15 protein-coding genes are annotated in these 14,201 nt (G+C 62.9%); 5 read left to right on the top strand and 10 right to left on the bottom strand.

Features of this window, described 5'->3' with window-relative positions; translation table 11 throughout:
- Window positions 1-45: 45 nt before the first annotated feature.
- From tmk to metG, 4 genes are all read left to right on the top strand, one after another.
- Complete coding sequence (gene tmk / locus JFN91_RS09960) at window positions 46-693, top strand: dTMP kinase (RefSeq protein ID WP_199389056.1); 648 nt, start codon at window positions 46-48, stop codon at window positions 691-693.
- Window positions 694-1,656 carry a DNA polymerase III subunit delta' gene (holB, locus tag JFN91_RS09955; protein ID WP_199389055.1) on the top strand — a complete coding sequence of 321 codons (963 nt, stop codon included), beginning with the start codon at window positions 694-696 and terminating at the stop codon, window positions 1,654-1,656.
- Window positions 1,657-1,823: 167 nt separating this feature from the next.
- Window positions 1,824-2,762 carry a PSP1 domain-containing protein gene (locus tag JFN91_RS09950; protein WP_183347765.1) on the top strand — a complete coding sequence of 313 codons (939 nt, stop codon included), beginning with the start codon at window positions 1,824-1,826 and terminating at the stop codon, window positions 2,760-2,762.
- Window positions 2,759-4,288, top strand: coding sequence for a methionine--tRNA ligase (gene metG / locus JFN91_RS09945; RefSeq protein ID WP_199389054.1), 1,530 nt, complete (start codon window positions 2,759-2,761; stop codon window positions 4,286-4,288). The genes JFN91_RS09950 and metG overlap by 4 nt, the downstream gene beginning before the upstream one ends.
- A gap of 186 nt (window positions 4,289-4,474) precedes the next feature.
- Here the strand turns inward: metG and JFN91_RS09940 are convergent, their stop codons facing one another.
- Window positions 4,475-5,065 (bottom strand): YdcF family protein, encoded by a 591-nt coding sequence (locus JFN91_RS09940; RefSeq protein WP_199389053.1) that lies wholly within the window; start codon window positions 5,063-5,065, stop codon window positions 4,475-4,477.
- A gap of 105 nt (window positions 5,066-5,170) precedes the next feature.
- Between JFN91_RS09940 and rpmB the strand changes: the two genes are divergently transcribed.
- On the top strand, window positions 5,171-5,362 hold the full coding sequence (gene rpmB, locus JFN91_RS09935) for a 50S ribosomal protein L28 (RefSeq protein WP_012531640.1): 192 nt from the start codon (window positions 5,171-5,173) through the stop codon (window positions 5,360-5,362).
- Window positions 5,363-5,436: 74 nt separating this feature from the next.
- On the opposite strand, the gene JFN91_RS09930 is transcribed toward rpmB, so the two are convergent.
- From JFN91_RS09930 to JFN91_RS22025, 9 genes are all read right to left on the bottom strand, one after another.
- Window positions 5,437-5,817 (bottom strand): RidA family protein, encoded by a 381-nt coding sequence (locus JFN91_RS09930; RefSeq protein WP_199389052.1) that lies wholly within the window; start codon window positions 5,815-5,817, stop codon window positions 5,437-5,439.
- Between the two features lie 26 nt (window positions 5,818-5,843).
- Window positions 5,844-7,994 (bottom strand): RelA/SpoT family protein, encoded by a 2,151-nt coding sequence (locus tag JFN91_RS09925; protein ID WP_199389051.1) that lies wholly within the window; start codon window positions 7,992-7,994, stop codon window positions 5,844-5,846.
- A 120-nt stretch (window positions 7,995-8,114) separates the two neighbouring features.
- Window positions 8,115-8,321, bottom strand: coding sequence for a DNA-directed RNA polymerase subunit omega (gene rpoZ, locus JFN91_RS09920; RefSeq protein WP_015721519.1), 207 nt, complete (start codon window positions 8,319-8,321; stop codon window positions 8,115-8,117).
- Window positions 8,322-8,350: 29 nt separating this feature from the next.
- A complete protein-coding gene (gene gmk, locus JFN91_RS09915) occupies window positions 8,351-8,959 on the bottom strand; it encodes a guanylate kinase (RefSeq protein WP_183347755.1) in 609 nt (202 codons plus the stop codon).
- Window positions 8,960-9,030: 71 nt separating this feature from the next.
- A complete protein-coding gene (locus JFN91_RS09910; protein WP_199389050.1) occupies window positions 9,031-9,909 on the bottom strand; it encodes a YicC/YloC family endoribonuclease in 879 nt (292 codons plus the stop codon).
- Window positions 9,910-9,937: 28 nt separating this feature from the next.
- The gene (gene galE / locus JFN91_RS09905) at window positions 9,938-10,924 is read right to left on the bottom strand and encodes a UDP-glucose 4-epimerase GalE (protein ID WP_199389049.1); all 987 of its coding nucleotides are present in this window, start codon (window positions 10,922-10,924) and stop codon (window positions 9,938-9,940) included.
- A gap of 333 nt (window positions 10,925-11,257) precedes the next feature.
- Entirely contained in the window at window positions 11,258-12,706 is a 1,449-nt protein-coding gene (gene pyk, locus JFN91_RS09900; RefSeq protein ID WP_199389048.1) for a pyruvate kinase, read from the bottom strand.
- 177 nt (window positions 12,707-12,883) lie between these two features.
- Entirely contained in the window at window positions 12,884-13,474 is a 591-nt protein-coding gene (locus JFN91_RS09895; protein WP_199389047.1) for a DNA-3-methyladenine glycosylase I, read from the bottom strand.
- A complete protein-coding gene (locus JFN91_RS22025; protein ID WP_199389046.1) occupies window positions 13,452-14,165 on the bottom strand; it encodes a hypothetical protein in 714 nt (237 codons plus the stop codon). The genes JFN91_RS09895 and JFN91_RS22025 overlap by 23 nt, the downstream gene beginning before the upstream one ends.
- Window positions 14,166-14,201 lie beyond the last annotated feature (36 nt).

The following is a 14,201-nucleotide window of genomic DNA, read 5'->3' as shown; positions in this document are numbered from 1 at the left end:
CCCATATAATTCAGTGATTTTATAGAGGATCATGAGACCGGAGACATGGGCTTTTTCATTACATTTGAAGGCGTGGAAGGGTGCGGTAAAACGACCCAGTTGAGGCTCCTCAAGGAGCGCCTGGAGACCGACGGAGAGAAGGTGATCGCCACCCGCGAACCGGGGGGATGCCCCATCGCGGACCAGATGCGCGCCATCCTGCTCGACGCCGGCAATAGCGCCATCACGCCGCTCGCCGAGTTGCTGCTCTACGCGGCGGCACGTGCCCAGCATGTTCAGGAGGTGATCGTCCCGGCACTCGAGCGCGGCGAGACGGTGCTCTGCGACAGGTTCACCGACGCCACCGTCGCCTACCAGGGGCACGGCAGGGAACTCGACCTCGACGTGATTCGCCAGCTGAACGCGTTAGCTACCGGCGGAGTGCAGCCGGACCTCACCGTACTCATCGACTGTCCGGTCCAGGTCGGCCTGTCCCGTGCGCTGTCCCGTATCGAGGCGACCAGCGGCGCCCGCGAAGAGCGCTTCGAGCTGGAATCGGTACGTTTCCACGAGCGGGTACGCGAGGGGTACCTGTCCCTGGCCCGGGCCTTCCCGGAGCGTTTCGTGGTCGTGGACGGCTCAGGCGACGTAGCCCGCACCGAGGTGCTGGTAACGGCGGCCTTGAGCGGCCGGCTGCCGCAGGGTGGCCGCTAGATGCCCTTTTCCGACGTCATCGGGCAGGATCGGGCCATCGCCGTCCTGAAGCGCTCCATCGCGCTGGAGCGGGTGGCGCATGCCTACCTCTTCTCCGGCATCGAGGGGTGCGGCAAGAAAAAGACCGCGCTGGCCATGGTACAGGCGGTTTTCTGCGGCAAGGAAGAGGCCTGCGGCGTCTGCTCCTCCTGCAGAAAGATCGCCAGCGGACAGCACCCGGACCTGCATATCCTGGAGCCGGACGGCGCCTTCATCAAGATCGACCAGGTCCGGGAGCTGCAGAAGGAACTCGCTTACCGTCCCTTCGAGGCACCCAAGAAGGCGTGCATCATCGACGGCGCGGAGAAGTTGAACCTCGCTTCGGGCAACGCCCTCTTGAAGACCCTGGAGGAGCCGCCGGGCAACGCGTTGATGATCCTGATCACGGCCGAGCGCTCCGCGGTTTTGCAGACCATCCTCTCCCGCTGCCAGACCCTCGAATTCCAGCCGCTGCCGGCGGAAACCATCGAGGAGCGGCTGGTGCGAGACCAATTCGGCGCCGAGGCGGCGCGGGTGGCGGCCACGCTTTCCGGCGGCAGCCTGAGCCGGGCCTTCGAGATCGCCGGGGACGGCGTCCTGGAAGGCCGGGTAAGTTTCCTGGAGAGGGTGCTGGCGCTGAACCTGAAGAACATCAACACCCTGTTCTCAGCGGCGGAGGAACTCGCCGCGGACAAGGAAGGACTCCCGGGATTCCTGGAGCTGCTCCTTTCCTTTCTCCGGGACGTACTCATCTACCGCTCCACGCCGGACGCGCTGGCCAACTCGGATCTCGCGCAACTGGTGGCCCGTGAGGCGGAGCGCTGCCCGGAGACGGTAACCATGGAATTGATCGAGCAACTGGTGGCACTGCGCCGCCTGCTCGTTCGCAACGTGAACGCGAGGCTGGCACTGGAGGTCTTCTTCATGCGCCTCGCGACGCGGTAGGACAGGCTTAACGCAAAGGCGCCAAGGCGCCGGGACGCGAAGAGAAGCAAGAGATAATCCTCTGCTTTGCGCCTTAGCGGCTCTGCGTCTCCGCGTTAATGCTTTTGGCAGCACCTGGTACACGAACCACAGGTTGACCAAGACCTGTTTTCTCTTTGGAGGCATTTTTGGCAAAGATCGTAAGGATTCAATTCACCACCGCGGGCAAGCTCTACGACTTCACCGCCGGCAAGGCCAACGTCAAGGCAGGGGACCGGGTCATCGTGGAGACCGAGCGGGGTAAAAGCATAGGACAGGTCGTCGCCGGCCCCATCGAAGTGGATGACGCGCTGGTCCCTGAGGGGACCAAACCGGTGCAGCGCCTGGCGGAGCTAGCCGACCTGGCGACGCTGGCCGCCAATACCGCCAAGGAGAAAGAGGCGCACAAGTTCTGCCTGGCCCGCATCAAGGAACGGGGCATGGACATGAAGCTGGTCAAGGTCGAGTACCTGTTCGACGGCTCCAAGGCCATCTTCTACTTCACCGCCGACGGCCGGGTCGACTTCCGCGAACTGGTCAAGGACCTGGCCCACGCCTTCCACACCCGCATCGAAATGCGCCAGATCGGCGTCAGGGACGAGTCCAAGATGGTGGGCGGCATCGGCATCTGCGGCCGCGAGCTCTGCTGCTCCTCATACCTGCGCGAGTTCGAGCCGGTCTCGGTGAAGATGGCCAAGGAACAGAACCTCGCCCTCAACCCGAGCAAGATCTCGGGGCAGTGCGGCAGGCTCCTTTGCTGCCTCTCCTACGAATTCGACACCTACTGCTCGCTGAGAAAGGGACTCCCCAAGTGCGGCAAGAGGGTGCAGTGCGGCTGCCACGACGGCGAAGTGGTCAAGGTCAACGTACTGGAGCAGACGGTCACGCTGAAGACGGCCGATGACTCGCTGGTGACGCTCAAGGGGGAGGACATCGCCCCCGAGAACATCAGCGACCGCATCAAGAAGCCGCCGCAGGGCAAAGGCGAACAGCAGGGGGGCGACAAGGGCAAGTCCCAGGGCCCCGGCAAGCAGCGCCGCAACAGGCCCGTCGACGTTAAGGAGAGAAAAAAGGAGAAACCACAATGAAACCGGCTTTTTACGTCACCACCCCCATCTACTACGTAAATGACGTCCCGCACATAGGGCACGCGTACACGACCCTGGCCGCGGACGTGCTGGCACGCTACAAGCGGCTCAAGGGGTTCGACGTCTTCTTCCTGACCGGCACCGACGAGCACGGCCAGAAGGTCGAGAAGGCCGCCACCGCCGCCGGCGAGACCCCGCTGGAGCTGGCCGACCGCGTCATGAAGCGCTTCCAGTCGCTCTGGGAGAAGCTGGAGATTTCCAACACCGACTTCATCCGCACCACCCAGGAGCGGCACAAGAAGGGCGTCTCGGTTCTCTTTGAGCGGGTCATGGAGAAGGGCGACATCTATCTGGGCGAGTACGAGGACTGGTACTGCACCCCGTGCGAGACCTTCTGGACCGAGACCCAGCTGATCGACTACAAGTGCCCGGACTGCAACCGTCCCACCGAGAAGCTCAAGGAGGAGTCCTACTTCTTCAGGATGAGCAAGTACCAGGACCAGTTGCTGGCCCACATCGAGGCCAACCCGGACTTCATCCAGCCCAAAAGCCGCAGAAACGAGATCATCTCCTTCGTGAAAGAGGGGCTGCGTGACCTCTCCGTGTCCCGCACCACCTTCCAGTGGGGGATCCCGGTCCCGGGCAACGACAAGCACGTGGTCTACGTCTGGTTCGACGCGCTCACCAACTACATCACCGCGCTCGGCTACCCCGAGGAGGGGGGCGACTACGGCAAGTACTGGCCCTGCGACGTGCACCTGATCGGCAAGGACATCCTGCGCTTCCACACCGTCTACTGGCCGACCTTCCTGATGGCGGCCGGCCTCCCCATCCCGAAGAAGGTGTTCGCCCACGGCTGGTGGACCGTCGAAGGGCAGAAGATGAGCAAGAGCCTGCAGAACGTGGTCGAGCCCAACATGCTGGTCGACAAGTACGGCGTGGACGCGGTGCGCTACTTCCTGCTGCGCGAGGTCCCCTTCGGGCTCGACGGCGACTTCTCGCACCAGGCGCTCATTCACCGCATCAACTCCGACCTGGCCAACGACCTGGGCAACCTCCTGAACCGCTCCACCGCGATGCTGGGCAAGTACTTCGGCGGCGTGCTGCAGGCGCCGGGCGAGGAGACCGAACTGGACAAGGCGTACCGGGAAAAGACCGTGGCCATGATCGACCAGGTGGACGGCTTCATCGAGGAATTGGCCTTCAGCCGCGCGCTGCAGGCGATCTGGGAAGTGATCTCCGCCGGCAACAAGTACATCGACGAGACCGCCCCGTGGACCCTGGCCAAGGATCCCGAGCAGCGCGAGCGTCTCTCCACCGTCATGTACTACATGCTGGAGAGCCAGAGGGTGGTCTACACGCTGCTCTCCGCCTTCATGCCCAAGACCGCGCAGAAGGGCCTGTGCTGCCTGGGCTGGCCTGAGGAAGCCAGCGCCGAAGGGCTCGCCTGGGGCGGCCTCAAGCCCGGCACCACCATCGCCAAGGCCGAAGCGCTCTTCCCGAGGATCGAGGAAAAGGCGGAGTAAAGACGAGCCTCACGCAAAGCCGCCAAGGCGCAAAGAAAAGCAAGGCACACAACGTTTAACAGGGATAAAAGGGATAAAGGGGATTACCAACCAGGATTTGGTTTCATCCCTTTCATCCCCTTTATCCCTGTTTGTTTATGCAGTTGGTTCTTTCTTTGCGCCTTTGCGGGCTTTGCGTGAGACGCTTTAGTTGTTCCCCATAATCGGCCGCAGCTCACCGGGGGCGAACATGAAGAAGAAACGCAGGATGCAGTACTTGTAGAACTCCGAGAACAGCAGCTTGAAGCTCCCCTGGTGACTCCACCACTCTTCCTTTAAATTGCTGGAGTCGACCGGGTGCGGGTAGATGGCCACGTCCTTGGGGAGCGCGTTGCGGAACAGGATGGTGGAACGCTTCATGTGGTAACGCGAGGTGATCAGCTTGATGGAGGTCACCTTGTACTTCATGATCAGGTCGCGCGCATAGATGGCGTTCTCCAGGGTGTTGCGGGAATTCTGCTCCAGGTAGACGTTCCCCGCCCCTTCCCCCTGGTAGAGCTCGCGCTTCTTCACGGAAGGATCGACGCCGATCAGGAACAGCTTCTTCCCCTGCCCGGCCCGGTACAGCCGCACCCCTTCCTCCACCCGGCCGCGACCGCCGGTCAACACCACGATGGCGTCACTCTTCACGTCGCGCGGGGTCAGGGAGAAGGTCTTGTAGACGAAGTCCACGAACAGCACACTCAGCACGATCAGTATCAGCAACAACAGGGAGAACAGCCCCTTCAATAAAGCCATGATTTAGCACCTGAAAAAACAAGAACACCGCCACTTTTTACTTGCAACCGTGACGACTTTCTGCTATTAATTGCGACTTCAGTAATCACCGGAGGGTACAAAGAAATGTCCAGAATATGCGAGATTTGCGGTAAAGGCCCTAGCTTCGGGAACAACGTTAGCCACGCCAACAACAAGACCAGCAAAATTTGGCGCCCGAACCTGCAGAAGATCAAGGCCGTGAAAAACGGTACCGTCAGGAGCATCAAGGTCTGCACCCGCTGCATCCGCTCCGGTCACGTCACCAAGGCTCTCTAAGAAGATCTTCCGCACAGTCCCTAAAGCCGCGGCGCACTCAGCGCCCGCGGCTTTATTTGTGTCTGCCCCTTCCCTTAACGGCAAAGAGCGGTGACCTCTATCTCCACCAGGACGCCGCGCGGCAACCCCTTCACCTCGACGGTGCTGCGGGCCGGCGGGTTCTCCTGGAAATAGCCGCCGTAGATGCCGTTCACCGTTGCAAAATCCCCCATGTTGGCGAGATAGATGGTGGTCTTGACCACGTCCTGGAAGCCCAGGCCGGCGGCACCAAGCAGCGCGCCGATGTTCTTCATGACCTGCTCGGTCTCCGCCACGACTCCCCCCTGCACCACTTCACCGGTGGCCGGGTCGAGCGCGATAGCGCCGGAGAGGAAGAGAAAGCCCCCGGCTTTTACTCCCTGCGAATAAGGACCGATGGCCTTCGGGGCCTGGTCGGTGCTGATGATTTCCTTCATGCCTTCCTCCTTGTTACTTTTTCAAACTAGCTCTTGAGACGCTCCACCTTGATGACGCCCTTCACCTTCATGATGGCGGCGAACACCTTTTTCAGGTGGTCGAGATCGGTTACGTCCACCTCGAAGAGGTTCTCACCCCGCTTGTCCAGCGTACTCTGGATGGAGGCGCTTGAGATGTTGGCTTCGCAGTTGGTGATGGCGGTGGCGATGTTGGCCAGGATACCTTTCTCGTCGTTGCACACGACGCGGATCTTGACCGGCAGCGCGCTCTTCTTCCCCTTGTTCCAGGCCACCTCGATGCGCCGCTCCGGCTCCAGCGCCATGGCGAAGGGGCAGTCGGCGGTGTGCACGGTGACGCCGCGCCCGCGGGTGATGAAGCCGGTGATCTCGTCGCCGGGAAGCGGATTGCAGCACTTGCCGAAGCGCACCAGCACGTCCTCGACGCCGTTGATCTCGATGGCGGAGGATGATTTCCCCTTGAGGGCCCCGATCACCTTGCCGATGCGGGTTTCCTTCTGTTCCTTGGCCGCCTCTATCTTGTCGGCCGGCACCAGCTTGCCGACCACCTGGTTTGCGGAGAGCTTGCCGTAACCCACCGAGGCCATCAGGTCGTCCTCGGTCTGGAAGCCGAACTCCTGGGCCACCTTCTTCAACTCGCCCGTTTTCTGCAGCTTGCTGAAGTTAAGCGAGTAGCGGCGGAAGTCCTTCTCGCAGATCTCGCGCCCGAGGGTGATGCTGCGCAGGCGTTCCTCGGTCTTGACCCAGGCCCGGATCTTGTTGCGCGCCCGCGAGCTCTTGACGATCTTCAACCAGTCCTTGCTCGGGGTGTGGTGCGGCGAGGTGATCACTTCGACGATGTCGCCCGTCTTCAGTTCGTACTTAAGCGGCACCAGCTTGCCGTTCACCTTGGCGCCGACGCAGCGGTGGCCGACGTCGGTGTGTACGGAGTAGGCGAAGTCGATGGGCGTGGATCCTTTCGGGAAGCCTTTCACGTCCCCCTTCGGGGTGAAGATGAAGACGTCTTCCGGGAAGAGCTCGACCTTGACGGTGTCCATGAACTCCTTGGAGTCGTCCAGTTCCTGCTGCCACTCCAGAAGCTGCCGGATCCAGGTGAAGCGCCGGACCTCCTTCTCGTCGTACCCCTTCCCTTCCTTGTACTTCCAGTGTGCCGCGATGCCGCTCTCGGCGACCCGGTGCATCTCGGCGGTGCGGATCTGCACCTCCATCCTTTCGCCGTAGGGGCCGATCACCGTGGTGTGCAGCGACTGGTACATGTTCCCCTTGGGCATCGCGATGTAGTCCTTGAAGCGCCCGGGGATCGGTTTCCAGGTGGAATGGATGATCCCCAGCACCTCGTAGCACTCGCGGATGTCGTCCACCGAGACGCGGATCGCGATCAGGTCGTAGATCTCGTCGATGTCGACGTTGCGGCTCTGCATCTTCTTGTAGATGGAGTAGAGGTGCTTGGAGCGGCCGGAGACGTCACCCTTGATGCCGTGCTCCTCCAGCTGCTTCTTGATGATGTCCTTGACCGTGGCGACGTAGGACTCGCGCTCCTGCTTCTTCTTGGCCACCTTGCCGGCCAGGTCGTAGTAGAGCTGCGGCTCCAGGTAGCGGAAGGAGAGGTCCTCCAGTTCGCCCTTGACCCAGGAGATACCGAGCCGGTTGGCGATGGGGGCGTAGATGTCCAGCGTCTCTTTGGCGATGGTGCGCTGCTTGGGCTCGGGCTGGTACTGCAGGGTGCGCATGTTGTGCAGGCGGTCGGCAAGCTTCACCAGGATGACCCGGATGTCGTTGGCCATGGCGAGCAGCATCTTGCGGAAGTTCTCGGCCTGGCTCTCTTCCTTGGTCTTGAAGTGGATCTTGCCGATCTTGGTGACCCCGTCCACCAGGCGCGCCACCTCGGCGCCAAAGAGCGACTCCAGCTCCTCGTGGGTGGTCAGGGTGTCCTCGACGGTGTCGTGCAACAGGCCGGTCACCACGGCAGGAAGATCCAGCTTCAGGTCGGCCAGGATCCCCGCCACTTCCATCGGGTGGATCAGGTAGGGCTCCCCCGAGAGCCGGGTCTGTCCCTGGTGCACCTTGGCACAGAAGACGTAGGCCTTGCGCAGGAGGTCCAGGTCCGCACCCGGATTGTAGGAGGAGACCTTGTCGAGTATGTCGTTGAGTCGTATCATCGCGTCCGTTTCATGCGGAAAAAGAAGGGGCTAACAGCACCGGGGCAGATGTCCCGTCAGCCGATAGCCCCAGCCGGTTTGAAAAAAAGGGAGACCGTTCATGCGTCTCCCTTTCGTCTGTTAACGACCTTTCTTGCCGATCTCGCAGCCGATCTTGCCGGCGGCGATTTCCCTGAGGGAGACGACCACGTTCTTGTTCGCTGCCCTGTTGTCGATGAGCGGCTTCGCGCCCTTGAACAGCTGCTTCACCCTCTTGGAGGCGAGCATGACCAGGAGGAAGCGGTTGTCCACCTTCTCGAGGCAATCTTCTACGGTAACCCTTGCCATAAGTGAATCCCCTTTGTGATGTTAAACGTCTAAATCGTAAAGACCCTGGAAAGGCCGTGCAGCAGGCGGGTGGTGCGGCACTGCTCGGCGATCAGCACGCTTTTCAGCTGGTCCAGGGCCTCGGAAAACTTGTCGTTGACGATGATGTAGTCGTACCAGCGCGCTTCCTTGATCTCGCCGGAGGCGTTGTGGATGCGGCGCTCGATGACTTCCTGCGAGTCGGAGGAGCGGTTGTCCAGACGGCGCCTGAGCTCCTCGATGCTGGGCGGGAGTACGAAGATGTAGACCCCTCCTTCGAAACGCCCTTTCAGCTGCCGCGCACCCTGGCAGTCGATATCAAGGATGAGGTCGATGCCCTCGGTGCGGGATTCCTTGAGGGTGGCGAGCGACGTGCCGTAGAAATTGCCGTGGACCTCGGCCCACTCGGCGAATTCCCCGGCCTCGACCATGCGGTCGAACTCGTCCTTACCCACAAAAAAATAATCACGCCCGTGCACCTCTCCGTTCCGGGGAGGGCGCGTCGTGTAGCTGACAGAATGCCGCAAGTTCGGAAAGATGTCAATTATTTCCTTACACAGCGAGGTCTTGCCCGCCCCCGAAGGGGCCGAAATCACGTACAATACACCTTCTCGTTTCATAGTTCACCCGTTGCCGTTGTCGGGATCCGCTACAAAAAGAGGCAGGCGGAACCCAAAACTGTAAAGTTCCCCTACTCTATGTTCTGCACCTGCTCGCGGATCTTCTCGAGCTCGGCCTTCAACTCCACCACCAGCGCCGCCATCTGGGCATCGTTCCCCTTGGAGCCGATGGTGTTCACCTCGCGGTTGATCTCCTGGAGCAGGAAGTCGAGCTTTCTCCCCACCGGCTCGCTCTTGGCCAGGGTCTCGTCGAACTGGCGCAGGTGGCTCTCCAGGCGCACCAGTTCCTCGGTGACGTCGCACTTGTCGGCCATGACCGCGACCTCCTGGACCAGGCGCTCCTCGGGAAGCGATGCCTCGCCCAAAAGTTGCGCGATGCGCTCCTTCAGGCGCTGGCCGTACTCGGCCACCACCTGCGGGGCGCGCGCGGCGACCTGGGCGATCAGCTGCGCCAGGGTCTCGCGGCGCCTCTGGAAGTCGGCGTAGAGCGACTCCCCCTCGAACAGGCGCATCTCGTCCACCCGGCGCAGGGCGTCCTCCAGCGCGGAGGTCAGTTCCTGCGGCATCTCCTCGAGGGTCGCCTCCGCCTCGGCCGCCACGGTGACCACGTCACGCTGCGAGGCCACCAGCGCGAGGTCGACCTCGCCGTGCAGCCCCAGCGCCTCCCCGATACTCTGGAAGGCCTTCAGGTAGCCGCGGGCCAGCGGCAGGTTGGCGGTCGGCACACCGAGGGCCACCGCGTTCTCCACCTGGATGAAGACGTCGATCTTGCCGCGCACGAGCCGCTCGCCCACCCGCTTCTTGATCTCGTTCTCGAACTGCAGCAGCACGCGCGGGAGCTTCACGGTGATCTCACCGTAGCGGTGGTTCACGCAACGCACCTCGACGACGAAGCGCCCCCCTTCGTGGGCGGCCTCGCCCTTGCCATAGCCGGTCATGCTTTTTATCATGCCTTCTCCTTGTCCCCGCTCTTTGCAGTTAGCGGGATTGCCAAAGCTTCTGTTCCCAGCGCCACGCGTCGGCGACGATGGTATGCAGGTCGTTGTAGGACGGGGTCCAGCCAAGGACGGTGCGGATCTTGTCGGCCACCGCGATCAGGCTGTCCGGGTCGCCGGGACGCCTGGGCGCCTCGTTGACCTTGAAGTCGACGCCGCTGACGTCCTTCACCACCTTGATCACCTCCCGCACGCTGCTCCCCATGCCGTACCCCACGTTGATAACGTCGGAGGCGCCGCCGCGCTCCAGGTAGCTCAAGGCCGCCAGGTGCGCCGAGGCGAGGTCTTCGATGTGGATGTAGTCGCGGATCCCGGTGCCGTCGGGGGTGTCGTAGTCGGTGCCGAAGATGGAGACGCCGTCGCGGGCGCCCAGCGCCGCCTGGCAGGCCACCTTGATCAGGTGGGTCGCCTCCGGCGTCCGCTGCCCCATGCGCGCCTGCGGGTCGGCACCGGCCACGTTGAAGTAGCGCAGCGCGACATAAGAGAAACCGTGGGCGAAGGCGGCATCCCTGAGCATCCACTCGCTCATCAGCTTCGAGGTGCCGTAGGGGTTGATGGGGGCGGTGCGGCTCTCTTCCGAGGCGGCGCCCCCCTCCGGGATGCCGTACACCGCAGCGGTGCTGGAGAAAATGAAGCGCTCGACACCGTGATCCACGCAGGCCTGCAAAAGGTTGAGCGTGTTCCTGGTGTTGTTGCTGTAGTACTTGAGCGGCAGGGTCACCGACTCCGGGGCGATGATCGCCGCGGCGAAATGGAGCACTGACTTCGCCCCGGTCTCCTTGAGGACCGCGCGGATGTTGTCCTGGTCCGAGAGGTCGCCCACCACCAGCCGCTCCCCGTGCACCAGCGCGTCGGCCGAACCGGTGGAGAGGTTGTCGTACACCACCACCACGTGTCCCGCCTCTGAAAGCTGCCTGACTACGTGACTTCCTATGTAACCGGCGCCGCCGGTAACGAGTATGACGCTCATAACAGCTACCTCCATGACATGAGATAATGAAAGAGGGTCTAGCCATTGGACTAAACCCTCGGTACGCGGCAACGGGACGGGACGAATTGTCTTACATCAGTCCCATCGTCTGCCATAGCGCAGCGCCGATCCTCAGTACGAGTGATCGCGTCAGTTATAGCACCTACCCCACCCCAGCGCAACGCCTAAATGGACGAAAACTTAACAACTACTGTCTCGACTGCAACTGGAGCAGCAGGGATGCCGGAATGCCGGTTGGTGCTCGTGTGCCGTTGAGGCGCTTCACAAATGAATAACAGGGCGGCACCAGGCCGCCCTGATACAGAAGCAGGATCAGCGCTCGGGACGCAGTCCCGGTTCCCCCAGCCGGTGCACCTTCATGAGGTTGGTGGTGCCGGGGCTGGACAGCGGGCTTCCCATGGTGATCACCACGAGGTCCCCTTTCTTGAGCCACCCCATGGCCAGCACCGCGGCCTCGACCGAGATGATCTGGGACTCGGTGTCACCCTCGATGTCGACCCTGAGCGCGTGCACCCCGGCATAAAGCGCCAAGCTGCGGCGCACCATCGGCGACGGCGTCACCGCGATGATGGGCTGGGCGGGGCGGTATTTGGAGACCAGCGCCGCGGTGCTGCCGGTCTGGGTGAAGGCGAGGATGGCCGAGGCCTTGACGCTCTCCGCCGCGCGGCAGGCCGCCATGCCGATCACCTCGGAGATGTTGGGAAGACTGCTCTGGCCGTTGGGGGTCTTGCAGCACTGGGCCATGAGTTGCGGGTCGGTCTCGATATCGCGCGCCACCTGTACCATCATGGAGACCGCCTCGACCGGGTACTTCCCGGAGGCGGTCTCGGCGGAGAGCATGATGGCGTCGGTGCCGTCCAGGATGGCGTTGGCGACGTCCGAGGTCTCGGCGCGGGTCGGGCGCGGGTTGTTCACCATGCTCTCCAGCATCTGGGTCGCGGTGATGACCGGCTTGCCGGCGTCGTTGCAGCTTCTGATGATGCGCTTCTGGATCAGGGGCACCTTCTCGGGGTTCAGCTCAACGCCCAGGTCCCCGCGCGCCACCATGATGCCGTCCGAGACCCGCAGGATGGCGGCAAAGTTCAGCACCGCCTCGGGCTTCTCGATCTTGGCGATGATGCGCAGCGGCGAACCGGCCCGGTCGATGATCTCCTTCAACTCGGTCACGTCCGAGGCCTCACGCACGAAGGAAAGCGCCACGTAGTCCAGTTGCTGCTCCATGCAGAACTGCAGGTCCTCCTTGTCCTTTTCGGTGAGGGCGGGGGCGGAGACCTTGGCGCCGGGAAGGTTGATCCCCTTTCTGTCCTTCAGGAGCCCGCCGGTGACCACCTGGCAGCGCACGTCGTCACCTTCCACGCGGAGCACCTTCAGCTCCATCAGGCCGTCGTCGAGGAGGATGCGGTCCTCGGGCTTCACGTCGCGCGGCAGCCCCTGGTAGATGGTCGGGATCAGGTTGTCCTGCCCCAGCACCTCCCGCGTCGTCACGACCACCTCGCTGCCGGCCTCCAACTGCATGGACCCGCCGGCCATCAGACCGGTCCGGATCTTGGGTCCCTGCAGGTCCCCGAGGATGGCCACGGCATGCTCGTGCTCCTGGGAAAGCTTGCGGATATGGCCGATCACGGCGGCCTTGGAGGCGTAATCGCCGTGAGAGAAGTTGAGGCGGAAGACGTCGACGCCGGCGTGGATCAGGGTGTCGAGCATCTGCTCGGAATCGGAAGCGGGGCCGACGGTGGCTACGATCTTGGTGCGACGGAACATGGGTTCTCCTGGGTCGAGCCGGGCGCCGCGAGGGGACGGTGCAGAGTAACCGTCTCCGCCGCAAGCTGCCGGCTCATGAAAGGGGGATGTGCTGCTTGAGGAACGACCCTAAATAATTACCCGAAATCGGGGCGGGGCGCAATGCGTATCGGCAGGTTTTTGCTGGGGGTTTTCCGCTCAGCCTTTTTGCAGCTCGCGCCAGCGGAAGCAGTCGACGGTGTGGTCGTTCACCATGCCCACCGCCTGCATCATGGCGTAACAGATGGTGCTCCCCACGAAACGGAAGCCGCGCCGTTTGAGATCGCGGCTGAGCCGGTCCGAGATCTCCGTGCTGGCGGGAACCTCGGCGAGGCTGCGCCAGGCGTTCTGGATGGGGACGCCGTCCACGAAACGCCAGAGGTAGGCGGCGAAGGAGCCGAACTCCTGCTGCACGGCGAGAAAGGCGCGCGCGTTGTCGATGGTCGAGCCGATCTTCAGGCGGTTGCGCACGATCGAGGGATCGGCCATGAGCCGGGCCTGGTCGGCCTCGGAGAAGCGGGCCACGAGTTCGGGGTCGAAGGAGGCGAAGGCGCGGCGGTATCCATCACGCTTTCTCAGGATGGTGATCCAGGAAAGCCCCGCCTGCGCCCCCTCCAGGGTGAGGAACTCGAAGAGGAGGCGGTCGTCGTGCACCGGCACTCCCCATTCGAGGTCATGGTAGGCACAGTAAAGGGGATCGCTCCCGGCCCAGCCGCAGCGGTTGGGGCTAGTCGCGGCCGTGACGGTCACGGTCCTCCCTCTCTTCCCTGCGCTGCTCGTGCTCGTAGCGTTTGTGCTCCTTTCTCTGCTCCTTCTCGTAGCGCTTGTCTTCCTTTCTCTGTTCCTTCTCGAAGCGCTTCTCTTCCTTTCTCTGCTCCTTGGCGTAGCGCTTCTCGTCCTTCTCATGCTCGTGGCGGGCCTTCCAGTAGCCGCGGTCGCTTCTGTGCCGGCCGTGGTAGTGGTCCCGGTCGCGCTGGTAGACGGCGTACTCGCGCGCCCGGTACTCGCGGATGCGCTCGATGCGGTAGCGGCGCAGCGGCGGGGGGAGTTCGCGGTAGCCGACCGGGACCCAGCGGCCGCGGTTGTCGGGCGAGCGATACCAGCGCCCGTCACGGAAGACGAAGTAGACGTTGTTGAGGTAGAAGAGGTCGTAGGGAACACCCACTGCCACGTAGAAGCCCAGCGGCTGCGGGTAGATGAACTGGACCTCCTCCTCGGGCTCGTTGTAGTAGGGGTCGGGCTGGTACACCGGCACCGGTGCGGGCGCCACCACGACCGGACGGGGGGCGGGTGCCGGGGCGACCACCACGGGGCGCGGCTCGTTACCCAGGTGAATATTGACGTCCACACCGACGTTGCCGGCCTGCGCCTGAGACAGCATGAGCGGCAGGGCCAGAGCCTGCAGCACGAGGGCGCGCGATATCTGTTGCGTGGTTTTCATGGGTGTTCCTCCTCGCATGAAAGGTGCCCCCTACCG

Source organism: Geomonas anaerohicana (genome assembly GCF_016458305.1).
In the GTDB taxonomy this organism is placed as follows: Bacteria; Desulfobacterota; Desulfuromonadia; order Geobacterales; family Geobacteraceae; genus Geomonas; species Geomonas anaerohicana.
This window is presented reverse-complemented; position numbering and strand designations above follow the sequence as displayed.

Coding starts and splice junctions, on each gene's coding strand:
- tmk (WP_199389056.1), top strand. CDS start 46: ATGGGCTTTTTCATTACATTTGAAGGCGTGGAAGGGTGCGGTAAAACG.
- holB (WP_199389055.1), top strand. CDS start 694: ATGCCCTTTTCCGACGTCATCGGGCAGGATCGGGCCATCGCCGTCCTG.
- metG (WP_199389054.1), top strand. CDS start 2,759: ATGAAACCGGCTTTTTACGTCACCACCCCCATCTACTACGTAAATGAC.
- JFN91_RS09940 (WP_199389053.1), bottom strand. CDS start 5,065: ATGGCTTTATTGAAGGGGCTGTTCTCCCTGTTGTTGCTGATACTGATC.
- rpmB (WP_012531640.1), top strand. CDS start 5,171: ATGTCCAGAATATGCGAGATTTGCGGTAAAGGCCCTAGCTTCGGGAAC.
- JFN91_RS09930 (WP_199389052.1), bottom strand. CDS start 5,817: ATGAAGGAAATCATCAGCACCGACCAGGCCCCGAAGGCCATCGGTCCT.
- JFN91_RS09925 (WP_199389051.1), bottom strand. CDS start 7,994: ATGATACGACTCAACGACATACTCGACAAGGTCTCCTCCTACAATCCG.
- rpoZ (WP_015721519.1), bottom strand. CDS start 8,321: ATGGCAAGGGTTACCGTAGAAGATTGCCTCGAGAAGGTGGACAACCGC.
- gmk (WP_183347755.1), bottom strand. CDS start 8,959: ATGAAACGAGAAGGTGTATTGTACGTGATTTCGGCCCCTTCGGGGGCG.
- JFN91_RS09910 (WP_199389050.1), bottom strand. CDS start 9,909: ATGATAAAAAGCATGACCGGCTATGGCAAGGGCGAGGCCGCCCACGAA.
- galE (WP_199389049.1), bottom strand. CDS start 10,924: ATGAGCGTCATACTCGTTACCGGCGGCGCCGGTTACATAGGAAGTCAC.
- pyk (WP_199389048.1), bottom strand. CDS start 12,706: ATGTTCCGTCGCACCAAGATCGTAGCCACCGTCGGCCCCGCTTCCGAT.
- JFN91_RS22025 (WP_199389046.1), bottom strand. CDS start 14,165: ATGAAAACCACGCAACAGATATCGCGCGCCCTCGTGCTGCAGGCTCTG.